General features: G+C 45.8%; 15 protein-coding genes. 7 read left to right on the top strand and 8 right to left on the bottom strand.

Going from position 1 to position 15,185, the window contains the following annotated elements; genetic code table 11:
- Positions 1 to 2: 2 nt before the first annotated feature.
- Positions 3 to 926: an aspartate carbamoyltransferase gene (pyrB, locus tag Q1B11_RS08755; protein WP_067586650.1), complete on the bottom strand. Its 924-nt coding sequence runs from the start codon at positions 924 to 926 to the stop codon at positions 3 to 5.
- Positions 927 to 1,304: 378 nt separating this feature from the next.
- On the opposite strand from pyrB, the gene Q1B11_RS08750 reads away from it, so the two are divergent.
- Together Q1B11_RS08750 and Q1B11_RS08745 are read left to right on the top strand one after the other, a co-directional pair.
- Positions 1,305 to 2,762: an aminoacyl-histidine dipeptidase gene (locus Q1B11_RS08750; RefSeq protein ID WP_299730785.1), complete on the top strand. Its 1,458-nt coding sequence runs from the start codon at positions 1,305 to 1,307 to the stop codon at positions 2,760 to 2,762.
- Positions 2,759 to 3,241 carry a YbaK/EbsC family protein gene (locus Q1B11_RS08745; RefSeq protein ID WP_299730783.1) on the top strand — a complete coding sequence of 161 codons (483 nt, stop codon included), beginning with the start codon at positions 2,759 to 2,761 and terminating at the stop codon, positions 3,239 to 3,241. The genes Q1B11_RS08750 and Q1B11_RS08745 overlap by 4 nt, the downstream gene beginning before the upstream one ends.
- Before the next feature lie 27 nt (positions 3,242 to 3,268).
- On the opposite strand, the gene Q1B11_RS08740 is transcribed toward Q1B11_RS08745, so the two are convergent.
- From Q1B11_RS08740 to Q1B11_RS08720, 5 genes are all read right to left on the bottom strand, one after another.
- Positions 3,269 to 3,634, bottom strand: a complete 366-nt coding sequence (locus tag Q1B11_RS08740) for an MmcQ/YjbR family DNA-binding protein (RefSeq protein WP_299730781.1) — start codon at positions 3,632 to 3,634, stop codon at positions 3,269 to 3,271.
- Positions 3,631 to 4,050, bottom strand: coding sequence for a hypothetical protein (locus tag Q1B11_RS08735; protein WP_299730779.1), 420 nt, complete (start codon positions 4,048 to 4,050; stop codon positions 3,631 to 3,633). The genes Q1B11_RS08740 and Q1B11_RS08735 overlap by 4 nt, the downstream gene beginning before the upstream one ends.
- 75 nt (positions 4,051 to 4,125) lie before the next feature.
- Positions 4,126 to 4,731 (bottom strand): hypothetical protein, encoded by a 606-nt coding sequence (locus tag Q1B11_RS08730; RefSeq protein ID WP_299730777.1) that lies wholly within the window; start codon positions 4,729 to 4,731, stop codon positions 4,126 to 4,128.
- Positions 4,732 to 5,174: 443 nt separating this feature from the next.
- On the bottom strand, positions 5,175 to 5,633 hold the full coding sequence (argR, locus tag Q1B11_RS08725; protein WP_299730775.1) for a transcriptional regulator ArgR: 459 nt from the start codon (positions 5,631 to 5,633) through the stop codon (positions 5,175 to 5,177).
- Between the two features lie 63 nt (positions 5,634 to 5,696).
- Entirely contained in the window at positions 5,697 to 7,091 is a 1,395-nt protein-coding gene (locus Q1B11_RS08720; protein ID WP_299730773.1) for a YfcC family protein, read from the bottom strand.
- A gap of 426 nt (positions 7,092 to 7,517) precedes the next feature.
- Here Q1B11_RS08720 and arcA point away from each other — a divergent pair, with 426 nt between their 5' ends.
- The 3 genes from arcA (at position 7,518) to arcC (ending at position 11,063) form a co-directional block, all read left to right on the top strand.
- Positions 7,518 to 8,741 (top strand): arginine deiminase, encoded by a 1,224-nt coding sequence (arcA, locus tag Q1B11_RS08715; RefSeq protein WP_067586329.1) that lies wholly within the window; start codon positions 7,518 to 7,520, stop codon positions 8,739 to 8,741.
- A 103-nt stretch (positions 8,742 to 8,844) separates the two neighbouring features.
- Positions 8,845 to 9,846, top strand: a complete 1,002-nt coding sequence (gene argF, locus Q1B11_RS08710; RefSeq protein WP_067515527.1) for an ornithine carbamoyltransferase — start codon at positions 8,845 to 8,847, stop codon at positions 9,844 to 9,846.
- A 281-nt stretch (positions 9,847 to 10,127) separates the two neighbouring features.
- Positions 10,128 to 11,063, top strand: a complete 936-nt coding sequence (gene arcC, locus Q1B11_RS08705) for a carbamate kinase (RefSeq protein ID WP_299730751.1) — start codon at positions 10,128 to 10,130, stop codon at positions 11,061 to 11,063.
- 94 nt (positions 11,064 to 11,157) lie between these two features.
- Here arcC and Q1B11_RS08700 read toward each other — a convergent pair whose 3' ends face one another.
- Entirely contained in the window at positions 11,158 to 11,454 is a 297-nt protein-coding gene (locus tag Q1B11_RS08700; RefSeq protein ID WP_299730748.1) for a hypothetical protein, read from the bottom strand.
- Complete coding sequence (locus Q1B11_RS08695) at positions 11,451 to 12,152, bottom strand: hypothetical protein (protein ID WP_299730745.1); 702 nt, start codon at positions 12,150 to 12,152, stop codon at positions 11,451 to 11,453. The genes Q1B11_RS08700 and Q1B11_RS08695 overlap by 4 nt, the downstream gene beginning before the upstream one ends.
- Before the next feature lie 908 nt (positions 12,153 to 13,060).
- Here Q1B11_RS08695 and waaF point away from each other — a divergent pair.
- Together waaF and waaC are read left to right on the top strand one after the other, a co-directional pair.
- A complete protein-coding gene (gene waaF / locus Q1B11_RS08690; RefSeq protein ID WP_299730742.1) occupies positions 13,061 to 14,119 on the top strand; it encodes a lipopolysaccharide heptosyltransferase II in 1,059 nt (352 codons plus the stop codon).
- Entirely contained in the window at positions 14,116 to 15,129 is a 1,014-nt protein-coding gene (waaC, locus tag Q1B11_RS08685; RefSeq protein ID WP_299730739.1) for a lipopolysaccharide heptosyltransferase I, read from the top strand. The genes waaF and waaC overlap by 4 nt, the downstream gene beginning before the upstream one ends.
- Positions 15,130 to 15,185 lie beyond the last annotated feature (56 nt).

The following is a 15,185-nucleotide window of genomic DNA, read 5'->3' as shown; positions in this document are numbered from 1 at the left end:
GTTTAAAATACAGCTTCGTTAAGAATGAGAGCCAGCAACGCCTGACGTGCATAAACACCATTACGCGCTTGTTCAAAGTAATAAGCATGGGGTGTTGAATCCACCTCAACCGCAATTTCATCCACGCGCGGCAGTGGGTGCAACACTTTCAAATGTTCTGGCGCTTCTTTCAACGCCGCTTTTGTCAGTACATAGTTGGAGGCAATGTGTTTGAATTCGGTTTCATCAAAGCGCTCTTTCTGAACCCGGGTCATATAGATGATGTCCGTCTTATGAGCCACTTCTTCGATGCTTTCTGCGCAGCTGTATTTGATACCCTTCTCATCCAGCTCCTGCAAAATGTAGTCCGGCATCGCCAGAGCATCTGGAGCAATAAAGGTAAATTCCGCGTTAAAGTGTGTGAGAGCCTGAGCCAGAGAGTGAACGGTGCGTCCGTATTTTAAATCACCAACAAAAGCAACTTTCAGATTATCCAGCGTGCCCTGACATTCTTTGATGCTGAAAAGATCCAGCAATGTCTGGGTCGGATGCTGATTAGAACCATCACCACCGTTGATCACCGGTACGCTGGAAAACTCTGCAGCCAGCCGAGCCGCACCTTCCTGTGGATGACGCATCACCACGGCATCGGTGTAAGAACTAATAACCTTGATAGAATCGGCCAGCGTTTCCCCTTTCTTGGCCGACGTATTGCCACCGTCGGCAAAACCGATCAGGCTGCCGCCCAATCGCTGAACCGCCGTTTCAAAGGATAAGCGGGTACGAGTGGATGCTTCAAAAAAACAGCTGGCAACGACCCGGCCTTTTAACAGATCCGACCGTGGATTCTTTTTCAGCTCTGCCGCAACGTCCAGTACTTGCTCCATGTCTTCCCTGTCCAAGTCGGCTATGGAGATTATACTTCTGTTTAGAAACCGATTTTCCATTGGTCTTTCACCTACTGCTTTCATTTTTCTGGCCCAAAAAAAAGCCCCTGATCAAGGGGCTTTTTTACCAACAGAGAAGAAACGGCAAATAAGGTCAATAGAATTGACTGATTCATAACCAGCTCTTTCCATTAAATCCTTAATTTGCATAAAATTTCGCCTTTCTCCGCTGCTTCTTCCTCAAAATTGCTGAAAAATACAGCAACTTAAAGAATCAAATTTGTGCGCCATTTTACGCACACTGCTTGTAAGGTCAAGGGAGAGAAGCGCTGCCATTTTTTGTTTTCTCTAATGATTGTGACTCAAGTCAATCCACCTTCCCACATAACAACCAACAATGTTTATCAACACTTTAATGTAATAAAAAAGGGATCTTCAATGGCTGTAGAACATCACCTTAATAGCACATCTGCTGCTCCGCTCTGGTCTCACTTCCAGAACATTGCCAGCATTCCACACCCATCCGGGCATGAAGAAGCACTGGTTAGACATATTTCGGATTTTGCTGAACGCCTTCAACTGAAGCATGTGCGTGATACTGCAGGGAATCTGATTGTTTATAAGCCAGCGTCAGAAGGGTTTGAGGGCAAGCCCGCTATCATCTTACAAAGCCATCTGGACATGGTGCCCGAAAAATCAGAAGACAGTGGTCATGATTTTCTGAAAGACCCTATTGCCTTACAGCTGGATGGCGAATGGCTCACTGCCACTCACACCACTCTAGGTGCTGACAACGGTGTGGGTGTTGCAGCCATCATGGCCATTCTTGAAGACAACACGCTCTGCCATGCCCCAATTGAAGCGCTGTTTACCGTTACCGAAGAAACAACCATGGCTGGTGCCCAGGGTCTTGATGCCAGCCTGTTGAGCGGTAACACTCTGCTTAACCTGGATACAGAAGAAGACGGTTCACTTTATATAGGCTGCGCCGGCGGTGTAAACGTCGAAGTTCGTCAGAAGTGTTCAATGGTCTCTGCACCAAGAGAATATCATTGGTTTGATCTGAAAATTTCTGGTTTAAAAGGGGGGCATTCTGGCTGTGATATCCACCATCAACGAGCGAATGCCATTCAAACCATGGCAAGACTATTAAAAGCACTGAAACCCTGTGGTTTGAGTCTTGCCAGCTTCCATGGTGGCGTGCTGGATAATGCGATTCCAAGAGACTCAAAAGCATTAGTGGGCGTTCGATTGGATCAGGTCGAAAATGCCTATGCCATTATTGACCAACTGAGCCAAACCATACGACAAGAGCTCGCTCACATTGATCCTGACTTTCATCTTGCCTGCTCTACTGCAGAAGCACCTGCCACCGTTTTCAGAGAATCCGACTTGGCAATATGGCTCAATGCCTTACATAGTTGCCATCATGGTATCAAACGATACAGCGATCAGTTCAGCGGCGTCGTTGAAACCTCAAACAATCTTGGCGTCCTGACAATGGACAATGGCAGTATATCCATTGACTGTTTCACCCGAAGCCTTGTGGACAGCGCTACACAGGAGCTGGCAGGCAACATCACCGGTCTTTTTCAGCTCACCGGAGCCGAGGTGAAACAAACAGGCCTGTTCCCGGGCTGGCAACCTCATGCTGATTCCAATGTGCTTTCTCTAGCGACAGCACAATTCAGGAAGCTGTTCCATAAAGAACCTGAGATCAAAATCATTCACGCAGCTCTCGAATGCGGTATTCTCAGTGCTGCTATGCCCGCTACGGATATGATCTCCTTTGGACCTCAGATTGAGAATGCCCACACACCATGGGAACGGGTTCATATTGCCAGTGTTGATCGGTTCTGGTCTCTACTGAAAGCCACCATTGAGAGCATTCCATGATCGACCTTCATGGGTTTATTTCAGAATACGGCGCTGACTGGATAAAGGTGTTTCACCCGCCAGTCACCAGCTGTGATGAGTTCAATAACTTGTTCCCCGAATTGCCTGGTTCCAGAGCCAAAAATCTCTTTCTCTGTGACCGAAAGGCCAGACAGTTTTATCTGTTGGTGATAGAAGACCACAAATATCTCGATTGGAAGCACATCAGTAAACTGGCAGGGAAACGGCTTCAGATGGCATCTGTCGATAATTTGAAAGAACAGCTGAATCTGGATCGAGGTGCGCTGTCCATTTTCGCCCTGATAAACGACCCGGAACGAAAGGTAACATTGATGGTGGATGAAGATGTGTGGTCGTCAGAAGCGGTGCAATGCCATACTCTCAACAACACCAATACGGCAGTGGTTCCCATTGATGGGATCAAACATTTTTTAACACTGACAGGGCACGAAGCGCTTATCATTTCACTGCCTGCCTAAAATTACAGCACTAAATTGATACTCGGGTTACTCCATGGATAACCCGAGCTCTCTTCGGACTTTCTTCGTTAACCCCTGGGCTACCATGCGATAAGATTCCATGATGTAGTATTCCAGCTCCTCTTTATCGGCGATGACTTCGTCGAACTGCTGTATCCACTTCATACCCCGAGATGCAAAATACGGCGCTGGTTGGTAACCCTCCTTTTCCCGCAAAAAGTAATAGTTATTTTCAGACGCTTTAAAGGTAAAAGCTGGGCTTCTGTCTTTTCTGGCAAAGCCTATGGCAAAAACCTTACCGCCAATTTTCCAGACATGGGAACCACCCCACTGCATTACATACGTTGTATGGGGCAAGTTGCTGCAAAATGCATTGAATTGTTTGTGCGTCATTGACAAAAGTAGTCTCGATACGCCTCGTGGCTTAGATAAATACAGTCACCATCCTCAGAAAAGTGAAACATCTGAGTATCCTTATCGAACAGAGCGATTTCATATGAAATCAAGATAGAAGTCTCATCTTCAACAAGCACTTCAAATTCTATCTCATCATAGGCAATACTCGGATCGGATAAAAATGACGCACTCATCCTGCTATCAGTAAAATTAAACTTGAGATCTCCAAGAATGTTGGAAAATAGGGCTACTCTCTCATCAGATATCTTGCCAATTTCCTTCATACTCTGAATGGTTCTTTCTGGATTAGAAATCCATTTTCCATCCAACCGTCCGGCTTGTGCATTAGACGACACAAATATTAGCACTGCGATGAAAAAGGCGATCGACGTATGATTTTGTGAAGACATCATTGGTACTTCCTCCCTGCAAGCTGAAATGTCGATAGCCTCATGATTTCCAATCTGACGATCGTTATTAAAACCTAGCTACCCCTCGGGTTGATTATTTAACCCTGACCTACCAATAACGCGAGACGATAGAATACTTGCAAAAATAGCTACAGCGACAACAACCACAAGATAAAAGGCAATAATATCGATAGCTGGCACTGAAAAGTTCAAGGTTTTACTTACTCCAAGGATAACCGGGAATATCCATGACATGAATGAAACAACACCAATGACGGTCAGTTTTTTTATCTCAGCTTCAGATAGAGAGTCAGCCAATGACCGACCAATTGAATCGTTGACTCTCGGCAATACAACACGATGCACCAAGAAACCATTCAACGTCAGAACCACAACAATAAATAGCTTTCCCCATACCTTCTGATTGACTAGAAACTCCGGTGTATAAAGGTAGTAATAACCAATAAACGAAAAACCTGATAGCCACAATATAACAAGCCCAGCCAGAACGAACTTGGATACGAATTCGATAGTAAAATATTTATCTTTGGATATCGGGTTATGCAGGTGCTTAACAATAAAAGCATCCAGAACCCATGCCCCTCCTAACCCAATAGCCAGTCCGGCCAAATGAACGAACGTGATCAGCGACTTAAGATTGGTAATATTGAATAGAACTTCCATGATTCACATCCATATCTGTGTTGAGGTTATTGAAAACATCTCACACAAGGACATAACATCTCGCCTTGCCATTGTGTACGGACAGAGTAAAAGAGAATGAATGTTGGGTTATGATCAGGAGGAGACAACAGCAGAATCGTCTTCTTATGACCTGCTGATTCAGCAGCTCAAAAATCCATTTCCAACAGTCATAAACCGAACAGCCATCCAGACTCTTCAATTAAAAAGCATAATGTATGCCAGTTAGTGTTTATGCTGCGCCAAGCTTTTATTAAAATTTCCTGAATATTTATACGTCAGTTGTAATATAGATTCCAGATAAAGCAGTTCGATAATTGATCAGAATATGAATTATTGAGAACTAGTATACATTTGTCGTTTATAACGAATAGACAGAAGCGTGATGAAATATCGCTCAATATTTCATCACGCTTCTGGGCTGATCAATAAGCCAGTACACCACTGATGGTTTCATAAAGACGTGAAATAGAAGTATTACGGGTGGGTGTTACAAAAATGGTGTCATCTCCACCAACACAACCAAGAATGCCATCCCCCTTACCTAAGGAATCCAGCAATCGCGCAACAACCTGGGCACCACCCGGTGTGGTTTTAATAACAACTAACTGATCATTGTAATCTATATCTGTCACCAAACTGGCCAACGGGGCATCAATGGCCGGCACAATCATTTCATCGGGAACACAGTAAACGGTTTCTTTCTTTGCATTCCGAGTGCGAACAGCACCAATGTTATTGAGGATGCGAGACACTTTTGACTGGCTGATGTCGTGGAATCCTTCCGCCTTGAGAGCATCCACCATTTCCTGCTGGTTGTGAAAATGGTGTTCACACAGCATCACCTTAAAGGTTTTTATCAGTTCAGAGTCCTGGGTACGCATAACAATCTCCCTACTTTCTTCGGGGCTGAAGCAGAGAGCTTGCACTCTCTGCTTCGCCTTTTACTACATCGCGGCTACGCTCAGGCAGACCATGGCAATGACTGCAAGAACCAGCAGCAGAGGAGCCATAAACTTAAACCACCGTACTATAGATATACGACCAATTGCCAATGCGGCAATTACTACTCCAGAGGTAGGTGTGACCAGATTCACAAGGCCAGAAGCAGACTGATAAGCAGTAACAGCAAGGTCTCGACCTACACCGGCAAAGTCAGCCAGTGGTGCAATGATGGGCATAGAGAACACAGCCAAACCAGAGGTAGATGGAATCAGGAAAGACAATACGACGTGAATCCAGTACATCAGGTTGATAAAGACGACAGATGGCGCATCAGCCAGGGCGCCTTCACCCCAGTTCAGAATCGTGCCGGAAATCATGCCGTTGTCCATGATGGTGCCGATACCACGGGCAATACCCAGCACCAGCACGACACCCAGCAGATCTTTTGCACCTTCCAGAAACTTGTCGACAAACACTTCTTCGCTCATGCGATCAATGATGGCAACCAGGATGGAAGCAGACAGGAACAGGACAGACATTTCATTCATCCACCAGCCACCATAGGCAACACCCCAAACCATCACGGCAAAGGTCAGGCCGAAAATGCTCAGAATCAGTTTGTGTCTACCAGTAAACTCTTCTTCGCCAGCCTTTTGACCACCTTTTTCAAGGAAGTGCTTTTCGTTGCTTTCTTTCATGTCAGCTACGATTGAAAGCTCTGGGTTGTTGCGGATTTTTTTGGCGTAGCGCATCACATAGAAGCAACCTGCCAGGAAACTCAGAGCCAGAATCAACAGACGCAACCCCATGCCTTGAGTAAACGGAATACCTGAAGCATCAGAAGCAATAACAGTTGCGAACGGGTTGATGGTGGAACCCAACACCCCGACACCAGAACCCACCAACACAATGGCTACGGCCACTGTCGCATCATAGCCAGCAGCAATAATCACTGGGAGCAGCAGGATATAGAACGGAATCGTCTCTTCCGCCATGCCATAGATAGTGCCGCCTGCAGCAAAGCACAGCATCAGCGCTGGAATCATCAGATGCTCTTTGCCTTTCATGCGCACCACGGCACGGGCAATACCGCTATCAATGGCGCCGGTAGCAGTGATGACCATCAGATAACCACCAATAAACAGAATGAAAAGACCTAAGTCGATGGTCTTCTGTATTCCGGTAATGGGTGCTTCGATGATGTCCATAATGCCCTGTGGGTTGGCTTCAGCCGGTGCATAAGTACCGGCAACGGCCACCTCCCGGCCAAGGGTTTCATTCATCGCCATATCGTATTGACCAGCAGGAACAATCCACGTCATAGCCGCCATAAAAGCGATAATCATGAACAGAATTGTATAGGCTGAGGGTAGCTTTATTTCACTTATTGCCTTCATCACTCATTCCCCTTTTACTGAAAGAAAAGAACGAGACCCAGGCATTTCATTTGTTGATCTTTGTTTCTAAACCCGGGTTCGAGTTCCTCTGAGTGCAGTCTCCTTAATTGATGAAGGATTTTTGTTGATCTATATCAGGGTTATACCCGTCAGGTTTTAATGCATAAAAACCTGAAATACACCCACTAAATATTTCCCATAGTGCATATTCACCCTGAATAGACCCGTAATTACTTATTATTGCGGATATTCCGCCCACTCTATTCGTTATCAATATTGACTCACATCAATATTATTCAATTTGCAAAACGTACACTGAATTCCAACGACAGGTTAATTACAACATTCAAAAGCATATCAATTCATTAATTCGTTATTGATTGATGTTGTTTCTCTAGAAAGCAAGACCTTGTTTGGGAGTGTAAGATGGATAGGTTTTATGTAGGCTCTGAAGTCGGCAAGCTTCGTAAAGTACTTCTGCATCGTCCACAATTGAGTCTAAAACATTTAACGCCAGGAAACTGTGAATCACTTCTTTTTGATGACGTGCTTCGCATTGAAAAAGCGGGCGAAGAACACGATGCATTTCAAAAAGTTTTAACAGACAACGGTGTTCAGGTTTATTTGTTGACCCAGATGCTGGCGGAAACATTAAGCATGAGCAATGCCAAAAAATGGATTCTTGATCGCCAGATCAATAACTTCCGTTTTGGCGAAACCCTTGCCATGGAAGTTCGCTCTTATCTGGAATCTCTGGATAATTTGACCCTTGCCAAGCACCTTTCCGGTGGCTTGACTCTCGCTGAAATGGGCGCCACCAGCAAGAGTATGACTCTGGGCAGAATGACCGAAACAGACTTCCTGATCGAGCCAATTCCTAACCATCTGTTCACCCGTGATACCTCCTGCTGGATATACGGCGGTGTCTCCATGAACCCAATGGCGAAAGACGCCCGTAAGCGCGAAACCGTTCATCTTCGCGCTATTTACAAGTTCCACCCCATGTTCAAGAACTCCGAGTTCATTACCTACATGGGTGATGAAGACCTCAACTACGACAACGCCACCATTGAAGGCGGCGATGTACTAGTACTGGGCCGTGGCAATGTATTGATCGGTATGTCTGAACGCACTACGCCACAAGGTGTCGAGCAACTTTCCAGAGCACTGTTAAAAACAGGACAGGCTAAGAAAGTCATTGCTCTCGAACTGCCAAAAGCTCGTAGCTGCATGCACCTGGATACCGTGTTTACGCACATGGATATCGATTGCTTCACTTACTACCCAGACATCATGCGTGCCGATACGGATTGCTGGGAACTGACCATGAACGACCATGAACAGGTAGAAGCCAATCGCGTGAAAGATGGATTTACTAATGCCATTGCCCGTGCGCTGGATGTACCTGAACTTCGTTTGATTCCAACCGGCGGTGATGCATTTGAAGCAGAACGCGAACAATGGAACGACGCAAATAACGTCCTCACCATTGAACCCGGTGTTGTTGTCACCTATGAGCGAAATGTAAACACCATTCGCAACATGGAAGAAGCCGGCATCAAGGTATTGACCATTCCAGGTGAAGAATTAGGCCGTGGTCGTGGTGGTGCTCGCTGCATGAGCTGCCCAATACTGCGTGATGACATTTAATTAAACAGAACTTTCAATTAATTTTAATTAACGTGCAAAACATTTTTTCAAAGGTGTTCAAAAGAACAGCGCTATTGCTTTGCACTTTTTTCAGGAAATCGTTATGTCTTTTAATCTGAGAAACCGCAACTTTCTTAAACTGCTCGACTTTGAACCAAAAGAAATCCAGCATCTGTTGACCTTGAGTCTTGAATTAAAAAAGGCCAAGTACGGCGGTTATGAACAGCAGCGTCTGAAAAACAAAAACATCGCACTGATCTTTGAAAAAGATTCAACTCGTACTCGCTGTGCATTTGAAGTAGCTGCCTTCGATCAAGGTGCCAATGTGACTTACATTGGCAGTGGCTCCCAAATGGGTCACAAAGAAACTGTAAAAGACACCGCTCGTGTACTGGGTCGATTCTATGACGGCATCGAATTCCGTGGTTTCTCCCAGGATGCGGTTGAAGATCTAGGAAAATACTCTGGTGTTCCTGTGTGGAACGGCCTGACAGATCAGTGGCACCCAACCCAGATTCTGGCCGATTTCATGACCATGATTGAACACGGCGAAGGTCGTCAGTTGAATCAAATGTCCTTCGCTTATCTGGGCGATGCCCGCAACAACATGGGTAACTCTCTGCTGGTTGGCGCCGCCAAGATGGGAATGGACATTCGTCTGGTGGCTCCAAAAGCCTTTTGGCCAGAAGAAAAATTGGTAGACGAGTGCAGCCGTATTGCTGAAGAAACCGGCGCTCGCATCACCCTGACTGAAGACGTTGCTGCCGGCGTGAAAGGTGTGGACTTCCTGTACACCGACGTTTGGGTCTCCATGGGTGAAAGCAAAGATGCCTGGGATGAGCGCGTAGCCATGATGACCCCTTATCAGGTGAACATGGAACTGATCGGCAAGACGGGCAACCCACAGGTTAAATTCATGCACTGCCTGCCTGCATTCCATAACGAAGACACCAAGATCGGTAAGGATGTGGCAGAAAAATACGGAATGAAAGGACTGGAAGTGACTGAGGATGTGTTTGAATCCAAGCACTCCATCGTCTTTGACGAAGCCGAAAACCGCATGCACACCATCAAGGCGGTGATGGTTGCCACGCTGGGTGACTAATCAGAGCAATTAATTATACCAATGGCGTTTTTTAATTTTGGAACGAGCAAGTTATTTTGGGCGACTGGGCAATACCCACAGGGCATAAAGGCGAAGAGACGAGTCATAGCCTTTATGCCCTCGGGTATTAGCTATGGCGAGGAACTTCAACGCAGATCCAGTCAGTCAAAATAGCTGCGCAGCCCATAATTTAAAAACAGAATTGGTATTACACAACGCCTGTCGGGAAAGGGTTCTCCTCTTTCCCAACCTCAAAGAATTCATGACTTGGAAAAAAACCCATGAGAATTGTAATCGCTCTTGGTGGCAACGCTATTCTTCAGCGCGGCCAGCCTATGGAATGCCATGTTCAACGGGAAAACATCGCCAAAGCTGCTGCGGCTATTGCTCGTATCGCTAAAGATCATCAGGTGATTCTGACTCACGGCAATGGCCCGCAGGTTGGCCTGCTGTCTCTGATGAATGACGCTTATAAAAAGGTGACACCGTACCCGCTGGACGCTCTGGGCGCCCAAACGCAAGGCATGATTGGTTTTATGTTTGAGCAGGAATTACGGAACCATCTGCCCGGTAGAGAAGTGTGCACCATTGCAACGCAGACTCTGGTCGATCCGCAAGACCCAGCGTTTAAAAATCCGGACAAATTTGTTGGCCCTGTTTACAGCAAAGAAGAAGCCGATGCGTTATTAGCCGCAAATCCTGACTGGACTGTTCGACAGGATGGCGAATACTACCGTCGTGTCGTTCCATCACCTCAACCTGCAGCCATCCTTGAACTGGAATCCCTGAAAACCATCGCTGCTTCTGAAAACATCACCATGATCTGTGGCGGTGGCGGCGGTGTGCCGGTTTATCGAGCAGAAAATGGCATGCTCGAAGGCGTAGAAGCCGTTATTGATAAAGATCGCGCATCTCGATTACTGGCTGAAGGGCTGGAAGCGGATGCCTTTTTGATTCTCACCGATGTTGCAGCCGTTGCTACCAACTTTGGTCAGCCAGACTCCAAAGACATTCGTCGTGCAACACCGGAGGCAATGGACGCTCTGAACTTTGCTGCTGGCTCCATGGGCCCAAAAGTTGAATCTGTCGTACAGTTTGTACGCAATGGTGGCAAGATGGCTGCGATTGGCTCATTGGAGCAAGCTGCTGACATTCTGACCTCTGACTCTGGCACGGTTATCTCTAACGATTTACTGGAAGGCATCTCTTATTATTAAACTCTGACCGGTTATCTTTATTTTTCAAGATAGCCGGCATTATTATTTCAATTCCTCAGCAGGAGTATCGCTGGACGATTACTTTTAAATTTGGTCACTTGCTCCAATACATATAATCTTCAGCAGCGCTTACTGCACTTAACTTTGCTCTACGAAAGTCATTATAATCTATATGACAGCAGGAATACTCACTATGCCCGGTGTTAGACAGCTCAGCCGGAACATGATATCTATAACACTTACTAGTTAATTGTTCAGATCCAAGATAAACAGAAGCAAACATAGTATCGGGGTGTTTTTCTTTAAACAAATCACGATCCATCTCTGAATTAAAAACTTGAACCTCTACCAACATTTTTTCATTTTCAGGAGAAGGTCGTAAATAAGTCAAAGCAAGCTCATTTTTTTGGCTTCCTCTGTTATATTCCCCTCAGCGATATTGACTGCCAACAACCTTCCTATTTCCTTTGCCTTATCAAAATCATTGTTTTCGATTGCAGTTTGCTTTTTTTCATGGAGGGTTTCTATGCTGCAAGTGGTCAGTTTTGATTTTTTTCGAAACCACGCTTCGATTTTGTGTACAGCACATGAACTCTGATTTATTGAATTTTCTAAGCCTTGGTTGAGTTGTTCCTGGCTTAAGACAGACCCACCGCAAAGTTCAACGTTAAAACCATTAAATTCAAAGACATCATCGCACATACCATTCTCTAATAATTTGTTTTGTTTTTCTTGTACTAGTTTTTTAAATTCTGGTGTGCTGGTTGCGCCTGCCTTAATCAAACTCCAAAAATCACTACGCCAAAATAGTTCTTCCTTTTCTATTACGCTATAAAGCTTACTGTTTAAAGCATCCTGAATTAGAATATATTCCATGGCTCTTGTATTTGGGAGTATCAAATCCCGATCTTTAAAAGATTCTGTTAGGATTTCATTAATAGCCCTGCCCGTAAGTTCGAACGTGTTATGAAGATCATTACAGAGTGCGTCAATACAATATTCATCAAGCCTCTTGACAGTTCTTCCATCTTCAGCTTTCTTCTCGGCTAAATATCTTTTAAGTTGGAAAAGATCGTTATCATTTATCATTCCCGTAGCGCTCTCATAGAGAGGAAAATGGTTTAAGGAGACGACTGGTGTTATCATGATGTTAATATCATGTAGCTTCTCAAAAAATGCTGGGGAACCAAAGTGCCATATATTCGGAGACCTTGGTAGACGTGAAATATGTACTAAGGTTTAGTATTAATTTACGTCACTCACAGCACTTTTTGAGAAGTTACAACCTCATTAATTAAAAAAAATTTCCCACAATTATATTGTAATTAAATAGGCAGGCCAGTAACAAAATAGTTAGCAATACTAACACAAAAATTCAGACGTGAGAGAGCGACTTTTCCCGCGCGATAAACATGTTTGTTTTTTTGGAGTGTAGGTGCCTTTGTAATCATGACGATAGTCATCGTGGTAATACTGGTTCTTAGGGTGGACATTAAGGATTTTACTGTGTGGCGCAAGCGCTTCAGAGGTCTCTATCCATTGGAATCAATTGATTTAACAGACGAAAAGCGTCTCTTGTGTCCTGCATCTGATTTTAAACTAGCTGCCTTCACCTGATCTGACTTTCGGTAGCCCTTGGAAACAGAGGGCGAACCCTTAATGTCTACCTTAAGAGGCGTCTCTGCAACAGGAGAAACTAAGCAGCCATTAAAAGAGCCTGTCTTTAATAACTCCGATGACCCATTATTATTTAAAGGACTGATAACCGAATTAACACCTAAACTCGAAACACCATTATTATTCATTTTTAATCTCAATTTATTGTACTTTTTAAAACCGCGTAATTGTAAGCACAATAATATAACTCAAAAAAAAACAAAACAGAGCTGTTAGGCATGCTAACCAAAACGATTCACGGGCTTAAAATCATAATTTTTTACATTCTGTCTGTAACCTTTATAATGCCAATCCATTGAATCTAAGGAATGCCTGAAGGGATGAAATACCTGATCGTCGGTCCTTCATGGGTAGGGGACATGGTGATGGCACAGACGCTGTTCATCGCCCTTAAACAACAACATCCTGAAGCGATTATTGATGTGCTTGCTCCCGCCTGGAGCCTTCCAATCATCGAGCGTATGCCAGAAGTCCGTAAAGGTATTGATATGCCTCTCGGCCACGGCAAGCTTGGTCTGAAAGAACGCTACGCTCTCGGAAAAAGCTTGAGAAGTGAACAATACACTCACGCTATTTCTCTGCCAAATTCATTAAAATCAGCGCTGGTTCCCCTCTGGGCAAAAGCCAAACAACGCATCGGCTGGCGTGGTGAAATGCGTTATGGGCTGCTGAACGATCTGCGTATTCTGGATAAAGTAAAATACCCATTAATGGTGGAAAGGTTTGTTGCCCTTGGTTATCCGAAAGATGCCAAGCTGCCAGACCCACTGCCCATTCCGGCATTGCAGGTGGATGACCAAACGGCCGCGAAAGCGCTGCAGCGTTATAACCTGAATACAGCCATGCCGATTCTGGCGCTTTGCCCGGGAGCGGAGTTTGGCCCATCCAAACAGTGGCCGGCGGGGTATTATGCAGAAGTGGCAAGAACCCTGTGCGAACAAGGCTGGCAGGTTTGGTTGTTTGGTTCCGGGAAAGATCGTGGGATCACCAGCGAAATCAAACACTGCCTACCGGATAACCTGCAAAAATATTGCCATAATCTGGCCGGTGAAACCACGCTGGCGGATGCCATCGACCTGCTCTCTTTTGCCAACGCTGTCGTCAGTAATGATTCAGGTTTGATGCACATTGCAGCAGCACTGAGCCGACCTCTGGTTGCCGTTTATGGCTCCACCTCGGCAGAACATACACCGCCCATGAACAGTAACAGTGAAACCCTGTCCATGAATCTGGAGTGCAGCCCCTGCTTTCAGCGGGAGTGTCCGTTGACTCCTCAGGATCACATGAACTGCATGAAGCTGTTGTCACCAGAGTTGGTTCTGGCTGCTATTTCTCGTCTGACGAATGATCAGGCAGTAGCGGTGGAGGTTATCTCTTGAATCAACCTACCCGTGTTCTGATTGTTAAAACCTCTTCCATGGGCGATGTGATCCATACGCTGCCGGCGTTAACAGATGCCGCCAATGCCATACCCGGCATTCGCTTCGATTGGGTGGTGGAAGAAGGGTTTGCCGAAATCCCGACCTGGCACCCTGCTGTGGATAAAGTAATCCCCGTAGCCATTCGCCGCTGGCGAAAGTCGCTGCTGCAAACCTGGAAATCCGGCGAGTGGAAACAGTTCAAACGCATCATCGGTGCACAAAAGTACGACGCCATTATTGATGCCCAGGGGTTACTGAAAAGCGCTTTGCTGCTGCGTTATGCACAAGGGCCCCGCTACGGGCTGGACAAAGATTCTGCCCGCGAGCCAATGGCGAGTCGGTTGTATCAGTTTCCACAAAAAGTTGAGTGGAATCAGCATGCGGTAGAACGAGTCAGGCAGCTTTTTGCCAAATCTCTGGGTTACGCGGTTCCGGAAACACCGGGGCAGTTTCTGCTGAACAAAGAGCAGTTTCCGTCCGAAATCGTGCAACAGAAACCGTATGCAGTGTTTCTCCATGGCACAACGTGGGCAACCAAGCACTGGCCTGAAAATTACTGGTGTTCGCTGGCTCAGAAGGTTAACCAGGCGGGTTTACACGTTGTACTGCCCTGGGGCTCGGAAAAGGAACGAATCCGAGCGGAGCTCATCGCATCATCCTGCGATAATGCAACGGTGTTGCCAAAACTGAAGCTGGCAGAAGTGGCCGGGGTCATCTGTGAAGCCAAAGCAGCTGTAGCAGTGGACACGGGCCTCGGGCACCTGACTGCAGCACTTGAAACTCCGGCGGTTTCTCTTTACGGGCCAACCAGCCCGGTAAAAGTTGGTGCCTATGGTACCGGACAAAAACACCTGACTCTCGAGCAGTGCCCTGCCGGGGAGTTCCCGGCAACAGAACCAGAAATATTCGCACCAATGACACCGGAAGTTGTGTGGCGCGCTTTTGAGCCACTTATTGAGACTCATTGAACAGTTGCGCTATTCACAGAAAGTACCTAAAGTTGCCGCTTTTATAATCTGATCGT

This window comes from uncultured Endozoicomonas sp. (assembly GCF_947495845.1).
In the GTDB taxonomy this organism is placed as follows: Bacteria; Pseudomonadota; Gammaproteobacteria; order Pseudomonadales; family Endozoicomonadaceae; genus Endozoicomonas.
This window is presented reverse-complemented; position numbering and strand designations above follow the sequence as displayed.

Coding starts and splice junctions, on each gene's coding strand:
- Q1B11_RS08730 (WP_299730777.1), bottom strand. CDS start 4,731: ATGGAAGTTCTATTCAATATTACCAATCTTAAGTCGCTGATCACGTTC.
- argR (WP_299730775.1), bottom strand. CDS start 5,633: ATGCGTACCCAGGACTCTGAACTGATAAAAACCTTTAAGGTGATGCTG.
- argF (WP_067515527.1), top strand. CDS start 8,845: ATGTCTTTTAATCTGAGAAACCGCAACTTTCTTAAACTGCTCGACTTT.
- Q1B11_RS08745 (WP_299730783.1), top strand. CDS start 2,759: ATGATCGACCTTCATGGGTTTATTTCAGAATACGGCGCTGACTGGATA.
- arcC (WP_299730751.1), top strand. CDS start 10,128: ATGAGAATTGTAATCGCTCTTGGTGGCAACGCTATTCTTCAGCGCGGC.
- waaF (WP_299730742.1), top strand. CDS start 13,061: ATGAAATACCTGATCGTCGGTCCTTCATGGGTAGGGGACATGGTGATG.
- pyrB (WP_067586650.1), bottom strand. CDS start 926: ATGGAAAATCGGTTTCTAAACAGAAGTATAATCTCCATAGCCGACTTG.
- Q1B11_RS08695 (WP_299730745.1), bottom strand. CDS start 12,152: ATGATAAATGATAACGATCTTTTCCAACTTAAAAGATATTTAGCCGAG.
- Q1B11_RS08740 (WP_299730781.1), bottom strand. CDS start 3,634: ATGACGCACAAACAATTCAATGCATTTTGCAGCAACTTGCCCCATACA.
- Q1B11_RS08720 (WP_299730773.1), bottom strand. CDS start 7,091: ATGAAGGCAATAAGTGAAATAAAGCTACCCTCAGCCTATACAATTCTG.
- arcA (WP_067586329.1), top strand. CDS start 7,518: ATGGATAGGTTTTATGTAGGCTCTGAAGTCGGCAAGCTTCGTAAAGTA.
- Q1B11_RS08735 (WP_299730779.1), bottom strand. CDS start 4,050: ATGATGTCTTCACAAAATCATACGTCGATCGCCTTTTTCATCGCAGTG.
- Q1B11_RS08750 (WP_299730785.1), top strand. CDS start 1,305: ATGGCTGTAGAACATCACCTTAATAGCACATCTGCTGCTCCGCTCTGG.